The 13,286-nt window shown below is 68.7% G+C and carries 14 protein-coding genes and 1 tRNA gene; 9 read left to right on the top strand and 6 right to left on the bottom strand.

The window, feature by feature from the left end; genetic code table 11:
- Window positions 1-322: 322 nt before the first annotated feature.
- The gene (locus tag ACGFJ7_RS44140) at window positions 323-1,135 is read right to left on the bottom strand and encodes a DUF881 domain-containing protein (protein ID WP_360248040.1); all 813 of its coding nucleotides are present in this window, start codon (window positions 1,133-1,135) and stop codon (window positions 323-325) included.
- 179 nt (window positions 1,136-1,314) lie between these two features.
- Between ACGFJ7_RS44140 and ACGFJ7_RS44135 the strand changes: the two genes are divergently transcribed.
- Window positions 1,315-1,578 carry a cell division protein CrgA gene (locus tag ACGFJ7_RS44135; protein ID WP_097326897.1) on the top strand — a complete coding sequence of 88 codons (264 nt, stop codon included), beginning with the start codon at window positions 1,315-1,317 and terminating at the stop codon, window positions 1,576-1,578.
- A gap of 170 nt (window positions 1,579-1,748) precedes the next feature.
- Window positions 1,749-3,881: a heterodisulfide reductase-related iron-sulfur binding cluster gene (locus ACGFJ7_RS44130; RefSeq protein WP_360248042.1), complete on the top strand. Its 2,133-nt coding sequence runs from the start codon at window positions 1,749-1,751 to the stop codon at window positions 3,879-3,881.
- 4 nt (window positions 3,882-3,885) lie between these two features.
- Here ACGFJ7_RS44130 and ACGFJ7_RS44125 read toward each other — a convergent pair whose 3' ends face one another.
- On the bottom strand, window positions 3,886-4,554 hold the full coding sequence (locus tag ACGFJ7_RS44125) for a GPP34 family phosphoprotein (protein WP_392648221.1): 669 nt from the start codon (window positions 4,552-4,554) through the stop codon (window positions 3,886-3,888).
- Between the two features lie 101 nt (window positions 4,555-4,655).
- On the opposite strand from ACGFJ7_RS44125, the gene ACGFJ7_RS44120 reads away from it, so the two are divergent.
- From ACGFJ7_RS44120 to ACGFJ7_RS44100, 5 genes are all read left to right on the top strand, one after another.
- Window positions 4,656-5,990 carry a hemolysin family protein gene (locus ACGFJ7_RS44120; protein ID WP_360248046.1) on the top strand — a complete coding sequence of 445 codons (1,335 nt, stop codon included), beginning with the start codon at window positions 4,656-4,658 and terminating at the stop codon, window positions 5,988-5,990.
- Entirely contained in the window at window positions 5,983-7,029 is a 1,047-nt protein-coding gene (locus tag ACGFJ7_RS44115; RefSeq protein WP_360248048.1) for a hemolysin family protein, read from the top strand. Before ACGFJ7_RS44120 ends, ACGFJ7_RS44115 begins: the two co-directional genes overlap by 8 nt.
- A 75-nt stretch (window positions 7,030-7,104) precedes the next feature.
- The gene (locus ACGFJ7_RS44110; RefSeq protein ID WP_360248050.1) at window positions 7,105-7,935 is read left to right on the top strand and encodes a LamG-like jellyroll fold domain-containing protein; all 831 of its coding nucleotides are present in this window, start codon (window positions 7,105-7,107) and stop codon (window positions 7,933-7,935) included.
- A gap of 50 nt (window positions 7,936-7,985) precedes the next feature.
- The gene (locus ACGFJ7_RS44105) at window positions 7,986-8,705 is read left to right on the top strand and encodes a hypothetical protein (RefSeq protein ID WP_360248052.1); all 720 of its coding nucleotides are present in this window, start codon (window positions 7,986-7,988) and stop codon (window positions 8,703-8,705) included.
- Window positions 8,706-9,238: 533 nt separating this feature from the next.
- Window positions 9,239-9,934, top strand: a complete 696-nt coding sequence (locus ACGFJ7_RS44100) for a hypothetical protein (protein WP_392648217.1) — start codon at window positions 9,239-9,241, stop codon at window positions 9,932-9,934.
- 22 nt (window positions 9,935-9,956) lie between these two features.
- Here the strand turns inward: ACGFJ7_RS44100 and ACGFJ7_RS44095 are convergent, their stop codons facing one another.
- Both ACGFJ7_RS44095 and dcd read right to left on the bottom strand, forming a co-directional pair.
- Window positions 9,957-10,592, bottom strand: a complete 636-nt coding sequence (locus ACGFJ7_RS44095; RefSeq protein ID WP_360248056.1) for a class I SAM-dependent methyltransferase — start codon at window positions 10,590-10,592, stop codon at window positions 9,957-9,959.
- Between the two features lie 203 nt (window positions 10,593-10,795).
- Window positions 10,796-11,374 carry a dCTP deaminase gene (gene dcd, locus ACGFJ7_RS44090; protein ID WP_360248058.1) on the bottom strand — a complete coding sequence of 193 codons (579 nt, stop codon included), beginning with the start codon at window positions 11,372-11,374 and terminating at the stop codon, window positions 10,796-10,798.
- A gap of 76 nt (window positions 11,375-11,450) precedes the next feature.
- On the opposite strand from dcd, the gene ACGFJ7_RS44085 reads away from it, so the two are divergent.
- On the top strand, window positions 11,451-11,945 hold the full coding sequence (locus ACGFJ7_RS44085) for a pyridoxamine 5'-phosphate oxidase family protein (RefSeq protein WP_360248060.1): 495 nt from the start codon (window positions 11,451-11,453) through the stop codon (window positions 11,943-11,945).
- A gap of 54 nt (window positions 11,946-11,999) precedes the next feature.
- Window positions 12,000-12,070: transfer RNA gene (locus ACGFJ7_RS44080), tRNA-Gly, on the top strand.
- 163 nt (window positions 12,071-12,233) lie between these two features.
- On the opposite strand, the gene ACGFJ7_RS44075 is transcribed toward ACGFJ7_RS44080, so the two are convergent.
- Both ACGFJ7_RS44075 and ACGFJ7_RS44070 read right to left on the bottom strand, forming a co-directional pair.
- On the bottom strand, window positions 12,234-12,737 hold the full coding sequence (locus ACGFJ7_RS44075) for a hypothetical protein (RefSeq protein ID WP_360248062.1): 504 nt from the start codon (window positions 12,735-12,737) through the stop codon (window positions 12,234-12,236).
- On the bottom strand, window positions 12,734-13,228 hold the full coding sequence (locus ACGFJ7_RS44070; protein ID WP_360248064.1) for a YcxB family protein: 495 nt from the start codon (window positions 13,226-13,228) through the stop codon (window positions 12,734-12,736). Before ACGFJ7_RS44070 ends, ACGFJ7_RS44075 begins: the two co-directional genes overlap by 4 nt.
- Window positions 13,229-13,286: the final 58 nt, after the last annotated feature.

Genomic DNA, 13,286 nt, shown 5'->3' with positions numbered 1-13,286 from the left:
GCGTTCGGGCGGGTCGGGAACGCGGCTGGGGGCGGCGTGGGCTCGGCGAACGCCGACGACGCGGGCTCCGGGTGGGGCGGGAACGCCGGGGGGCTGGGCTCCGGTCGTACGGGGGAAGGCGGTTGCGGGTCTGTGGGTGCTGGGGGGCGGATCGGGGTGGGCTGGGAGCCGCTGAGACCGATCGGCGGGGCCAAGGGGCCGCCGGGTACCCCGTCGGGGGAAGCGTCGGTGATTCGGGGGATGTAAGCCGTCTGGGCGTCGCCGTCGGGGGCTCGGTGGCGGCCCGAGCCGGCGCTGCCGGTGGGACTGTCCGGAGCGGCCATCAGCCGGCAACCTGCGCGGATCGGAGGTCACTCGACCCGTCGTACGCCCGCACTGTCACGTTCCTCTCGACCCTTTCCGTGTAGCCGAGGCCGAAGTCGGCGACGGCATCCCGGAATTGCTGGACCCCTTCCGCGGACTCCAACGCGCGATGCATCGCTGTGGGTTCGCCGATCGCCGTGATCTTGAACGGTGGCGAGAAGACCTGGCCGTGAAGTAGCAGCGTGTTGCCGACACAGCGTACCGCGCTCGTCGAGATGACGCGGACATCCATGATCGACATTGCCTCGGCACCTCCGGCCCACAACGCGTTGACCACTGCTTGAACGTCACCCTGGTGGACAACGAGATCGTCGTTGTCGGGGGCGTTGGTGTCGGCGAACTCGTTGCTCCGGCGGGACGAGTCGTCGAGGGTGACGGTCATGCCGGGGCCCTCGAGCGCGGTGAAGCCGGCCGGTGATCGCAGCGCGTCGGCGTCCTTGCGGGCCTTGGCCACCTGGGGGTCGACCTCGGCCAGCTGGGCCGTGTCCTGGTCGACCGTGGCCCGGAGCCGGGCCGCCGTTTTCTCGCGCGCGTCGAGGCGTGCGCGCTTGTCGGCGATCAGCTGGGCCAGCTGGGGGCGCCGGTCGTCGCGCAGCGCCGTGCCGTCCGCCGTCCGGGCGGAAGTGGTGAAGAGCAGGCCCGCGGCCAGCGCGATGAGCGGGACCACGGCCGACCAGCCGCGGGTGCGCTGGCCGCGCCGGCGTGGCCGCAGACCCCCGAGCGCGCGGCGCAGCACGAGCCGCCACGAGGGCGCGCCAGTGGTGTATTCCACGTCTTCGGTCCTCCCGGAAAATCGCGCCGGACAATTTCCTCGCCTGGCGGGTGCCTCTCGGAGCGCAGCCTTGACTACGCTAGCTGTCGAACATTAATCGCCACGGGCAGCATTCGGGATCTCCGGAGCCGCTCAGCGGTGGGGTTGTTCACCACTTGTTGCCCTTCAGGAGATGCACCGTGCCGAAGTCTCAGGTTCGCAAGAAGAAGGTCTACACGCCGCCGACGGACATTCGTCCGGCGGCGACAGCGGCTTCCAAGAAGCCGAGCCCGATGTGGCTGCCGATCACCGCGGTGGCTCTCATCGTGATCGGTATTGCCTGGCTGGTCGTGTATTACCTGTCGTCGCAGCAGTACCCGGTCGAGGCCTGGCGGTACTGGAACCTCGCTGTGGGCTTCGGGTGCATGGTCGCCTCGCTGGGCATCCTGTCGCGCTGGCGATAGGCCGGTAAAGCCTGCTTAACGCGGGTATTGTCGATTTCATCCGATTCAAGCACCCCGGGCCGACGGCGCGGGGTGCTCTTTGCGCTACTTGACCCGGCGGCGTGCGGCCGTCTATTACTCGTGGGTAACATGAAGCGCGTCGGACTGCCGACCGAGGAGGCACAACCCAGATGGGCATAGCGCAGATCGTCGCCACCGTCCTGGCCGGCCTGGTCACGGTGGTGGCCGTCGTGCTGGCGGTGCGCGCCGTCCTGACGATCACCGCGGTGATCCGCCAGGGGCAGCCGGAGCCCGCGCGTTTCGCGGACAAGGGCACCCGGACCAAGACGATGCTGACCGAGACGCTCGGTCACACGCGGATGCTCAAGTGGTCGGCCATCGGTGCCGCGCACTGGCTCGTGATGGTCTCCTTCATGATCCTGTTCCTGCTGGTCGTGGAGGCGTACTTCGAGGTCGTCGACCCCAAGGGTGAGCTGCCGATCATCGGGCACTGGACGGTGTTCGGGTTCGTCACCGAGTGGATCGGGATCCTGGGCCTGCTCGGGATCGTGTACCTGATCTTCGTACGGCAGAAGAACATCCGGCAGAAGCGTTCGCGCTTCCTCGGCTCGACGATGTGGCAGGCGTACTTCGTCGAGGCCGTCATCCTCGGCGTGCTGGTCTGCGGGTTCCTGATCCGCGGGTTCAAGGTCGCCAACGACGTCTTCCCCTACCCGACCTGGGCCGCTCCGCTGTCGCACGCGATCGGCGCCGCGCTGCCGTCGTGGGGGGACGGCGCGACCTGGGTCGCGCTGGTCAAGCTGTTCATCTCGATGGGCTGGCTGATCACGATCGCGCTGAACCCGACCATGGGCGTGGCGTGGCACCGGTTCCTGGCGTTCTTCAACATCTTCTTCAAGCGCAGCCCGGAGAAGCCGGCCGGTTCCGGTCTGGGTGCGCTGAAGCCGATGATGAGCGGGGGCAAGCCGCTCGACTTCGAGGAGGCCGACCCGGAGAAGGACCAGTTCGGCGTGGCCCAGGTGGAGCAGTTCACCTGGAAGGGTCTGCTGGACTTCTCCACCTGCACGGAGTGCGGCCGGTGCCAGTCGCAGTGCCCGGCCTGGAACACGGCCAAGCCGCTCTCACCGAAGCTGCTGGTTCTCAGCCTGCGCGATCACGCGTACGCCAAAGCGCCCTATCTCCTCGCCGGAGGCGGCAAAGATCTGACCGGCGAGGAGAAGGCGACCGCGGCCCAGCTGGCGCACATGGACGTGCTGGCCCTGGCCGAGGCCGAGCGGCCGCTGATCGGCGGGGTGGACGAGAACGGCGTGATCGATCCGGACGTGCTGTGGTCGTGCACGACCTGCGGCGCGTGTGTCGAGCAGTGCCCGGTCGACATCGAGCACATCGACCACATCGTCGACATGCGCCGCTACCAGGTGCTGATCGAGTCGTCGTTCCCCAGCGAGGCCGGCGTCATGCTGCGCAACCTGGAGAACAAGGGCAACCCGTGGGGCGCCCCGCAGAACACCCGCGAGGACTGGACCAAGGGCCTGGACTTCGAGGTGCCGCGGGTCGGCGAGGTCGAGGACTTCGACTACCTGTTCTGGGTCGGCTGCGCCGGCGCGTTCGAGGACAGGGCCAAGAAGACCACGCGGGCGGTGGCCAAGCTGCTGCACGAGGCCGGCGTCAACTACGCGATTCTCGGTGAGGGCGAGACCTGTACGGGTGACCCGGCCCGGCGAATCGGTAACGAGTTCGTCTTCCAGATGCTGGCCCAGCAGAACGTGGAGACTCTTCAGGAGGCGAAGGTCAAGAAGATCGTCGCCACCTGCCCGCACTGCTTCAACACCCTGGGCAACGAGTACGAGCAGCTGGGGCTCGAGGTCGAGGTCGTGCACCACACGCAGTTGCTGGCCCACCTGGTCAAGGAGGGCAAGCTGACCCCGGTGCAGCCGATCGAGGGCGACGTGACCTACCACGACCCGTGCTACCTGGGACGGCACAACCGCGTGTTCGACGCGCCGCGTGAGGTTCTCGGCGAGTCGGTCGGCAACCTGATCGAGATGCCGCGCAACCAGGAGCGGTCCTTCTGCTGCGGCGCCGGCGGCGCCCGCATGTGGATGGAAGAGAAGATCGGCAAGCGGATCAACGTCGAGCGTACGGAGGAGGCCCTGGCGACCGGCGCGAAGACGATCGCGGTGGGCTGCCCGTTCTGCTACACGATGATCGGCGACGGGGTCACCGGCAAGGGCGAGCAGGAGAACGTCGAGGTCGTGGACGTCGCGACGGTCCTCCTGCGCTCGCTCAAGCAGGAAGTCTGACCCGCTAGTTCGGCGTGCTGGTGGTGGCCGCGGTGGTCGAGGCGACGATCGCGACCATCACGGCCGCCTGGATCTCGTCCAGCGTCTTCTTCACCGCGGCGGCCGCCCACGAGCCGGCGCCGATCTCGCGCAGCCGGGCCTGGACCACCTTGCGGTCCAGGCCGGTGAAGACCTTCCGGTCGAGGTCGGTCGCGGCGACCAGGGCACAGAGAGCGGCCGTACGGGGATCGACCGGCCCCGCCTCGAGCACGGCGGCCTGCATCCGCTGGCGGGCCTCGGTCTCGGCCACCGGCTCGACACCGTTCGCGGCCGGGTACCGGGTGCGCGGGAAGACCCAGAGCACCTTGTCCTTCTCCACGGTCAGCACGCCGTCGGCGACCAGCCGGTCGAGCACCTGCGGGCGCGTGTCCTTGGCAAACTTCGTGACCCAGTGGCCGGGCCGCCGGTTACGGTCCTCGGCCAGGATCCGGCCCAGCGCGCGGTCCAGGATCGTGTCGCCGGTCGCGTCGTCGTCGAGGACGACCACCTTCTTGTCGGCGACGTCGACCCGGCCCGCCAGCGCGAGCTCCAGCAGCAGCGCCCCGCCGAGACCGTTGTCCAGGTGCGTGCCGTCGGTGAGCGGGGTGCCGTCATCGTCGTACGCGAGTAGGAGGAACTCCTCGGCAAGGTTCATGCCCTCGACGGTAACCAAACCGAGCGAAGATCAATCCCGGAAGCGCCCGGACGCCGGGAATCGCCCGCATCCGGCACAATGGGGACCGAGGTGAACCGATCATGGACGGCCTGCTGCTGACCGCGGTGCTCCCGTTGGTGGCCTTCGCGCTGCTCACGGCGGGCAACGCGTTCTTTGTGGCCGCCGAGTTCGGTCTCGTGACGGTCGACCGGCCCGAGATCGACGCCCGGGCCCGCTCCGGCGACCGCCGGGCCCGCACGGTGCAGCACGCGCTGCACGAGCTTTCGTTCCAGCTCTCCGGCACCCAACTCGGCATCACGATCACCGCGCTGCTCACCGGATATCTGGCCGAGCCGGCGCTCTCCAAGATCTTCACGCCGCTGATCGAGCCGATCGGCGGCGACGCGACCGAGGGCATCACCCACGCGATCGCCCTGGTCGTGGCCACCCTCGTGTCGATGCTCTTCGGCGAGCTGGTGCCGAAAAACGCGGCGCTCGCTCGGCCGATGCGCGCGGCGTTGCTGACCGCGGCCCCGTTGCGTACGTTCTCGAAGCTCTTCAAATACCTGATCGGCGCCCTGAACGGATCGGCGAACTGGCTGGTGCGCCGGATCGGGGTCGAACCGCAGGAGGAGCTGGCCAGCGCCCGCTCGCCCGAGGAGCTGGGCCTGCTCGCGGCGATCAGCGCGCGGGCCGGGACGCTGCCGAACGAGACGGCGACGCTGGTGCGGCGCACGATCCGCTTCGGCGAGAAGAGGGCGGCCTCGGCGATGACGCCGCGGGTCGACGTGGTCGGGCTGACCGTCGCCGCCAGCGTGGCCGACCTGATCACCAAGGCCCGGGAGACCGGGCACACCCGGTTCCCGGTCTACGAGAACACGATCGACCTGGTCACGGGGGTGGTGGCGGTGCCCGACGCGCTGGGCGTGCCACCCGAACGGCGGGCCGCGACGCGGGTCTCCACGATCGCCCGGGAGCCGGTGTACGTACCGGAGAGCCTGGGCCTCGACAAGGTGCTGGCGGCGCTGCGCGAGGCCGACGCCGACCTGGCGATCGTGGTGGACGAGTACGGCGGCACCGATGGCGTGGTGACGGTCGAGGACCTGATCGAGGAACTGGTCGGTGAGATCGCCGACGAGTACGACGCCGAGCAGGCCGAGACGTCGACGGTCGAGTTGACCGCGCCCGGCGGCGAAAAGACGTTCCTGGTCGACGGGCTGCTGCGCGAGGACGAGCTGATCGAGCAGACCGGCTTCAAACTGCCCGAGGGCCCGTACGAGACGTTGGCCGGCTTCCTGCTGGCCCGGCTCGGCCACATTCCGGAGGTCGGCGAGTCGTATGAGACGGGGGGCTGGGAGTTCACCGTGATGGCCGTCGACCGGCACCGGGTCGAGCAGGTCCGCGTCGTCATCCCGGCGGAGCCGGCCGATGACTGAGCTGCTGGTCACCGTCCTGCTGCTGATCGGCAACGGCATCTTCGTGGGCGGCGAGTTCGCGCTGATCGCGTCTCGCCGTACGGCACTGGAACCGCTGGCCGCCACGTCCAAACGGGCCCGGTGGGCCCTGTCGGCCATGAGCCAGATCCCGCTGATGATCGCCGGCGCGCAGCTGGGCATCACGGTCTGCTCGCTCGGCCTGGGCGCGCTGTCCGAGCCCGCGGTCGCCCATCTGCTCGAGGGCCCGTTCGAGGCGCTGGGGCTGCCGGAGAACGCGATCCATCCGGTGGCCTTCGTGCTGGCCCTGATGATCGTGGTCTTCCTGCACACGGTGATCGGCGAGATGGTCCCGAAGAACATCACGCTGGCCGGGCCGGAACGGGCCGCGCTGATCCTCGGCCCGTTCATGCTGGGCTTCTGCACGGCCACGAAACCGCTGCTCAACGCGATGCGCTGGGCCGCCAAGATCGTCCTGCGACTGTGGAAGATCGAGTCGACGGACGCGGTCAAGACGGTCTTCACGGCCGAGGAACTGGCCGGGATGGTGACTCAGGCCCGGGCCGAGGGACTGCTCGGCACGGAGCAGTACGCCCGGATCAACGCCGCGCTCGGCCTGCAGGACCGGACGGCGGCCGACACGCTGCGGCCCTGGTCGACGGTCACCACGATCGCCGACGACGTGTCACCCGCGACCGTCGAGGCGCTGGCCACGCGGACCGGGCGGTCCCGCTTCCCGGTGGTCCAGCGGAACACCCGGCGGGTGCTGGGATTCGTTCACGTCAAAGACATTTTGGGGTACGCGGCGGAGCGCCGGACACGCCCGATCCCGCCGGAGATCATCAGGCCTTTGGCGGTGGTGCCGCCCGACCGTACGCTGGCCGATCTGCTGTTGACCATGCGCCGCGACCGTCTGCACATCGCGCTGGTCAGTGACGGCCGCACTCCGCTGGGAGTGATCACATTGGACGACGTGATCCACGCGGTCGTGGGGGAGCCCGCTCATCCACACGTACCGGCGGCGCCTCGGGCGGTCGGCTGACCTCGTCCGGAGTAATTCCGGTTCGATTGCTTGCCGGTCCGTCGTCATGCGTGGTGGGTGCCGCACAATCCCGACATGTCACGAAAAGGGTGGTGGTTAGCGCTCGCGGTGGTCGTGCTGGCCGGCGGCGTCGCCTATTTCTATCGCCTTCCGGCGTACGGAATCGCGCTGCACACGCCGATGGCCCGGGCCGGCGCGCTGACCATGGCGGTCTCACCCTCCGCGCCGCCGATGCCGCCGGAGCCGATCAGTGTCGCCCGCGGGCCGATCTCCATCCGCTACACCTTCGACGGCGGCGTCGGCAAGCCGATCACCGACGTCAACGGCGGCCACGAGCTGCGGCCGGTCGGTGAGAACGGCGGGGTGCTGCGCCTCGTACGGCCGCAAGGGGCCTCGGGTCTGGCCGTTTCCTATCCCGATCGGTGCCGGCTGGCCCGGGAGCGGGACTGCCCACGCGCGATCCTCGAGGGGGCACGGGACGACACGCTGAACCCCGGCCTTCGAAAGCTCAACTACGGCGCGTCGGTCCTGATGACGCACGCGGACCTGGCCGACGGCGCCAACGTCGTCCAGAAGGGCTACTCGGTCGGTGGCGTGAGTCAATACAAGCTCCAGGTGGACCACCGTCTGGGCCACCCGTCGTGCGTTCTGGCCGGAAGTGGCGGCATTCATCGCGCCGAGGCCCTGCTCGACGTGGCCGACGGGCAATGGCACAACCTGACCTGCGTACGCCAGCGAGAACGCCTCACGCTGACCGTCGACGGAAGCCCTCGGGCCGAGGTGGCCGTGCCCGCTGATCTGTCGATCGCCAACGCCGAGCCGCTGCGCGTCGGCGGCAAGGGCACGAACCGAGGCAACGACCAGTTCGCCGGCGAAATCGACAACGTCTTCGTGGCAATCGGCTGAAACGGACAATATGTACGTTGCCGGACTTGCTGGATGGGAATAGTGCAGACATGACTTCTCGCCTGTTAACCGCGACCGTCGCCACGGCGCTCCTGGTCGCGATCCCCGCCGTCCCGGCCAGTGCTTCCAGCCATCGCCCCTGCGGCGTCGAAAAGCACAGCACGACCGCCGGCGTCACGAAGATCGGCACGGCCACCGCCACCGTGGGCACCGACGGCATCAAGCTGACGACGGCCCGCTCGTCGAACAGCGACAAGGTGTCCTGGCAGTCGTCGTTCCGCCCCGTCCTGGCCAGCACGGTCGACGAGGTCTCCTACGAGACCGCCAAGCTCGACACCACGGCCGGCGACAACAACGTGGTGAACGACGCCGCCCTGCCGGCCTACCACCTGTACGTCCGCACGCCCGCCGGCCCCGGCACCCTGGTCTTCGAGCCGTACTACTACCTGAGCTCGATCGGAGCCGGAAACCCGCAGCGCCGCGTGCGCACGGAGTGGAACGTCCTGGACGGTCCCCTGTGGACCCCGTCCACGACGATCACCGGCCTCGCCAAGACCGCCGGCGGCCCCGCGACCTTGAAGTTCTCCGAGGTGGTGGCGGCCAACCCCAAGATGACCGTCACCGGCATCGGCTTCGGCCTGGGCACCTACAACGCCGGCACCACCGCCGTCCTGGACGAGCAGCGCTTCGCCACGAACCGCTCCTGCACCGAACACCAGTGGTCCACCGGCTTCAAGACCGGCCGCTGGTTCCCCGGCTGGCTCCGCTAGATCGCACCATTCGCAGAAAGGCCCGGCCCGCTCACACGGGCACGGGCCTTCTGCCGTTCCGGTTGCTTTACACGGAGGTGAGCTTCGCTGTTCTCAGCCCTTCAGCTCGGCTACCGTCCAGAAGATGTCGGTTGCCGAAGCTTGTCTCTGGGGACTCCTCGGTGCCGCTGCTGTCGAAGGGCTGCAGTTCGCCGGCGCTATCCGCAGGGTCGGAGGCTGGCCGTGGAAGCGCCGGGGCGAACCCGGACCGTGGCCGTTGCTCGTGTCTGTTCTGATCCGGTTGGGCGTCGGTGCGGGTGTCGCGGCCGCCGCGGGGGCGAGCGGTCAGCTCGCGGGAGCGTTGAGTGCCCTCGCGTTCGGTGTGGCCGCGCCGCTGCTCGTGGAGCAGATGGCCCGGCAGATACCGGGGGAGACGAGTACAGCGCCGTCCGACATCATCAGGCCCGCCCCGACTCCCCGCCGTAGTCCCCCTCGCGCCCAGAAGCTGAGAGACGCCCCGACTGAAAGCCCTGGTCAGGCTGCGGGGAGCGACGATGGCTGATCCTGCCGTTCGCTCGTTCCTTCGCCAGATCGTCGCCGCGTTGGCCCGGCAGACGCCGGCCTTCGCCGGAAGCGAGCAGTCCCGGCCGCCCGTCATTCGCGCTCTCGGTCGGTCTTCGCCCGCCTACAGCGCCTCGGATGAAGAGGCGGAGTGGCAACGACTGGTGGAGCAACTCGGCGATTCGACCACGACGCTGACGGACCCGCCGACTGAGGAACCGCCCACCTCGGAGCCGCCTCCGGAAGATCCGGCAGCCGAGTCCGAGACTTACTACCGGCACCGCGGTCTGGTGGTGTCCAGATCATTCGTCGAAGCCGGAGGCCGCAGGTTCGCGGTCAGTTCGATCACCGGCGTCGCTCTGCTCAACCGAGGTCGGCGAATCCGCCGGCTGTGGCCGATAGCCGTCTTCGCTCTTCCGCTTCTCGCCGCTCTCGTCACCTGGCTGACCTTGAGGCAGGACAGCCCCACCTGGCTATGGATCGTCGCGGTGGCGACAGCCCTGACAACGCTCGTGGAGATCCCGTATCTGGTTGCGGTTCTCCGCCGCGAACAAGTAGTGGAGGTGTGGATCCGCTATCGCGACGTCCCGGTACGCCTGACGCAGGCCGTCACCGTCCCAGAGGCCACCCGAGCTGTTCGATCGATCAAGCACGTCATACGCCTGAGCGGCGAAAACGCGTCCGTCTGATCCTTGCTCAGGGTGTGGTGGCTCACGGATGGGGCTTGAGGAACATGCTGTAGGCCTGAGGCTGTCTCTCTGAGGGCTCGGCCGCTCGCACCAAACGCATGGTTTCGGTGAGGCCGGCCGCGGTTGCCAGGGCGGCGAAGCGGTCGGGTGGGTACTCGTAGACGTCCACGTCGATGTCGTGGCCGTAGCCCGTGGACAGGGTCCGCTTGGCGTCGCCGGACTTGAAAGCGATCACCAGGCGGCCGCCGGGCTCCAGGACTCGGGCGAATTCGGTGAACGCCTTGGGGAGCAGGTCCGGCGGGGTGTGCACCAACGAGTACCAGGCGACGACGCCGTTGAGGCTCGCGTCGGGCAGGTCCAGGTCGAGCAGGGAGCCGATCGCGAACGGGATGTGGGGGTAGGCCGTCTCGGCTTCCCTGATCATGGCGGGTGAGAGGTCCACGCCCTGGATGTCGACGCCCAGGGATGACAGGTGGGCGGTTATCCGGCCGGTGCCGCAGCCGGCCTCGGCCACCGGGCCGGTGATGAGCTCGGCGTACGCGCCCAGCACGGCCCTGTCCCAGGTCGACTCGGCCACGGAAGTGCCGTTGAGCAGCTTGGCGTAGCTGGCGGCGACCGTGTCGTAGGCCGCCCTCGTTCTGTCCAATGAGGTCGTCACGCGTTCATTCTGCCGCTGCGGGAGGGCCGGAGCTCAGTTCTCCACAGGGGCGGGAGCCCGCCGGTTTTGTGGTCTTTGATCGCAACCACTTACTCACGTCGCCGTGGCGGGGTGAGCGTTCTGGGCGCGCAGCGCCCTGCTCGCCCCGTCGCGGCCCTCGGCGTGAGCAGCGAACCGTACGCCCCACCCCGCTACGACAGGCCTTAGGAAGTCGGCCAGGTCCGGAAGTTCTGAGCGGAACGGCTCGGCGTGGGACCGCGTTGGCCCTGGTAGCGGGAGCCGTAGACGGCTGAGCCGTAGGGGTGCTCGGCTGGGCTGGAGAGCCGGAAGATGCAGAGCTGGCCGATCTTCATGCCGGGCCAGAGCTTGATCGGCAGGTTGGCCACGTTGGACAGCTCGAGCGTGACGTGACCGGAGAATCCGGGGTCGATGAACCCGGCGGTCGAGTGGGTCAGCAGGCCGAGGCGGCCGAGGCTGCTCTTACCCTCGAGGCGGCCCGCAAGCTGCTCACCAAGAGTGATGACCTCGAGCGTCGAGGCGAGGACGAACTCGCCCGGGTGCAGGACGAACGGCTCGCCGGCGGCGACCTCGACGAGCGCGGTCAGATCGTCCTGCTGCTCGGCCGGATCGATGTGGGTGTAGAGATGGTTGTTGAACACCCGGAAGAATCGGTCCAGGCGAACATCGATGCTGGACGGTTGCATCAGTGCCGGCTCGAACGGCTCCAGGGCCAGGTCGCCAGATTTGATCTCGGAGACCAGGTCACGGTCGGACAGCAGCATCGCAACACCATACCCAAGCTGCCCGTTCGGCGTGTTTTGGTGGGCGTGTCGAACGTATGTTCGATAGAATGACGGCATGGCTTCCTGGTCCGATTTCGCCGCTGTTGAGCCCACCCTCGCGGCCGGCATCCGCGCGCTCCTCCAGCAGTACGGCCCCGGCCTGGCCTACCTGGCCACGGTGCGTGCCGACGGCGCTCCACGGGTCCATCCGGTGTCGCCGGTCATCACCGACGAGGGACTCTATTGCTTCATCGTCGCCTCACCCAAACGAGGCGACCTCGACCGCGACGGCCGCTACGCGCTGCACTCTTTTCCCCCGGAAGAGAGCGACGACGAGGCGTACGTGTCGGGCCGAGCCGTCCGCGTGACCGACCCCCGGGTCATCACCCGCCTGGCGGGAGCGCTGCGCGCGTCACCGGACGTCGACTGGCGGCTCTACGAGCTGATGATCGAGTCAGCGACGCTGCGCCGGCACGGGCCGGCGGGGGCGCTGCCGCTGTCGCCGGATGTGACGCCGCTGTCACGCACGTGGCGTGCCGAGTTACCGCGCCCGCTGGCCGCGGTGAGTTGAGCAAGGGCGGTCCCGCCACAGAGTGCCGCAATCAGGTACAGTGGGGCCCGCTACGCGGGTGTAGTTCAATGGCAGAACATCAGCTTCCCAAGCTGACAGCGCGGGTTCGATTCCCGTCACCCGCTCGGAGGTAGGAGGCCCGTGCCCACGGAGAACGTGGGCCGGGCCTCCTTGCATTTCATGCCTGGGGGGCGACCCCCCAGACCCCCACGGTGCGGTGGGGCGCGGTCGGTGGGGTGCGGTCGGTGGGGTGCGGTCGGTGGGGGTGGGGCTGGCCGGGGCTGGGGCTTAGGGGTGTTCCTCGTCTTCGGGGTAGGGCAGGGATCGCTTCCATGCCGCCTCGAACTCGAGGTGAGTGATCTCGAGCTGGGAGTAGCGGGGGTCTCGGAGGTCTCTCGGCGGGTTCGGCAGGTCGTTGGCCAGGCGGAATGCGCCATGGGGGGTCACTATGACCTCGCGTAGGCGGCGACCGTCGGGGCCCAACTCCACGAAGGTGATGGTTTGGTCCTCGTCTTCGCGTAGGTATACGCGGTCACGGCCGGCTAAGGCGCCGTAGCCGGGTAGTGAGCGATGGGCGGTGCGCTGGTCTCGCAGGTCGGCCAAGGAAGTTCCGGAGAGGGCGTCCAAGTGCAGCTCCTCCTCAGCCAGGGGGCCCATCTCGCGGATGGTCGCCTCGTCGGTGATCACCTCGACCTCGGCGATGGTTTCCAGGATGTCCTCGGGGGACGTGGCCCATACCCACCACCACAAACCGCCCATGCCGTAGTCGTGGACGACCAAGAACCGTCTCATGGGGTGAGGGTGCCATGGCTGTGGTGGATCTGGAGGCCGTGGCGGGCGGCGGTGCCCAGAACCTGGTCGATCTGGGCCGGGGTCAGGCCGGTGGTGGGGATGGGGAGGAAGCGGGCGCGGCTGCGGGCGAAGACGAGCTGGTGGGGCAGGTGAGCGACTGTGGTGAAGGCGGTCCAGGCGTAGGCGTGGCGGCTTTCGAGGGTGGAGAGGGCCACGCCGCTGTCGCTGATCTCGTATGTCGTCAGATGGCCCGCGTCGACCGAGCGGCGGGTGCCGGTGGTGATCAGGAGGAGGGGGACGCCTACGGCCAGGAGTGCGCCGACCGCCAGCAGGGGGATGTCCAGGCCGCTGCCGGTCAGGACGTGCAGGGCGGCCAGTGCGATCGCGGCCCAGCCGGCCACCCGGGCGATCAGCACCGGACGGCGCAGGCCGTGGCGCAGGGCGGTGGCGACCAGCCGGGGGTCCGGTCGCGCGGTGATCTGCAAAAACACTCCTGAAAGGTAACTTTTCGGAAGTGTCCGGCAACATCGGCCGCTCGGTCGCCCGGAA

The organism is Actinoplanes sp. NPDC048988 (genome assembly GCF_043197815.1).
Lineage (GTDB): Bacteria > Actinomycetota > Actinomycetes > Mycobacteriales > Micromonosporaceae > Actinoplanes.
Note: the sequence above shows the minus strand (reverse complement) of the source record. Positions and strands in the feature narration are given on the sequence as shown.

Coding starts and splice junctions, on each gene's coding strand:
- ACGFJ7_RS44120 (WP_360248046.1), top strand. CDS start 4,656: ATGGACGGCCTGCTGCTGACCGCGGTGCTCCCGTTGGTGGCCTTCGCG.
- ACGFJ7_RS44115 (WP_360248048.1), top strand. CDS start 5,983: ATGACTGAGCTGCTGGTCACCGTCCTGCTGCTGATCGGCAACGGCATC.
- ACGFJ7_RS44100 (WP_392648217.1), top strand. CDS start 9,239: ATGGCTGATCCTGCCGTTCGCTCGTTCCTTCGCCAGATCGTCGCCGCG.
- ACGFJ7_RS44105 (WP_360248052.1), top strand. CDS start 7,986: ATGACTTCTCGCCTGTTAACCGCGACCGTCGCCACGGCGCTCCTGGTC.
- ACGFJ7_RS44085 (WP_360248060.1), top strand. CDS start 11,451: ATGGCTTCCTGGTCCGATTTCGCCGCTGTTGAGCCCACCCTCGCGGCC.
- ACGFJ7_RS44110 (WP_360248050.1), top strand. CDS start 7,105: ATGTCACGAAAAGGGTGGTGGTTAGCGCTCGCGGTGGTCGTGCTGGCC.
- dcd (WP_360248058.1), bottom strand. CDS start 11,374: ATGCTGCTGTCCGACCGTGACCTGGTCTCCGAGATCAAATCTGGCGAC.
- ACGFJ7_RS44125 (WP_392648221.1), bottom strand. CDS start 4,554: ATGAACCTTGCCGAGGAGTTCCTCCTACTCGCGTACGACGATGACGGC.
- ACGFJ7_RS44075 (WP_360248062.1), bottom strand. CDS start 12,737: ATGAGACGGTTCTTGGTCGTCCACGACTACGGCATGGGCGGTTTGTGG.
- ACGFJ7_RS44130 (WP_360248042.1), top strand. CDS start 1,749: ATGGGCATAGCGCAGATCGTCGCCACCGTCCTGGCCGGCCTGGTCACG.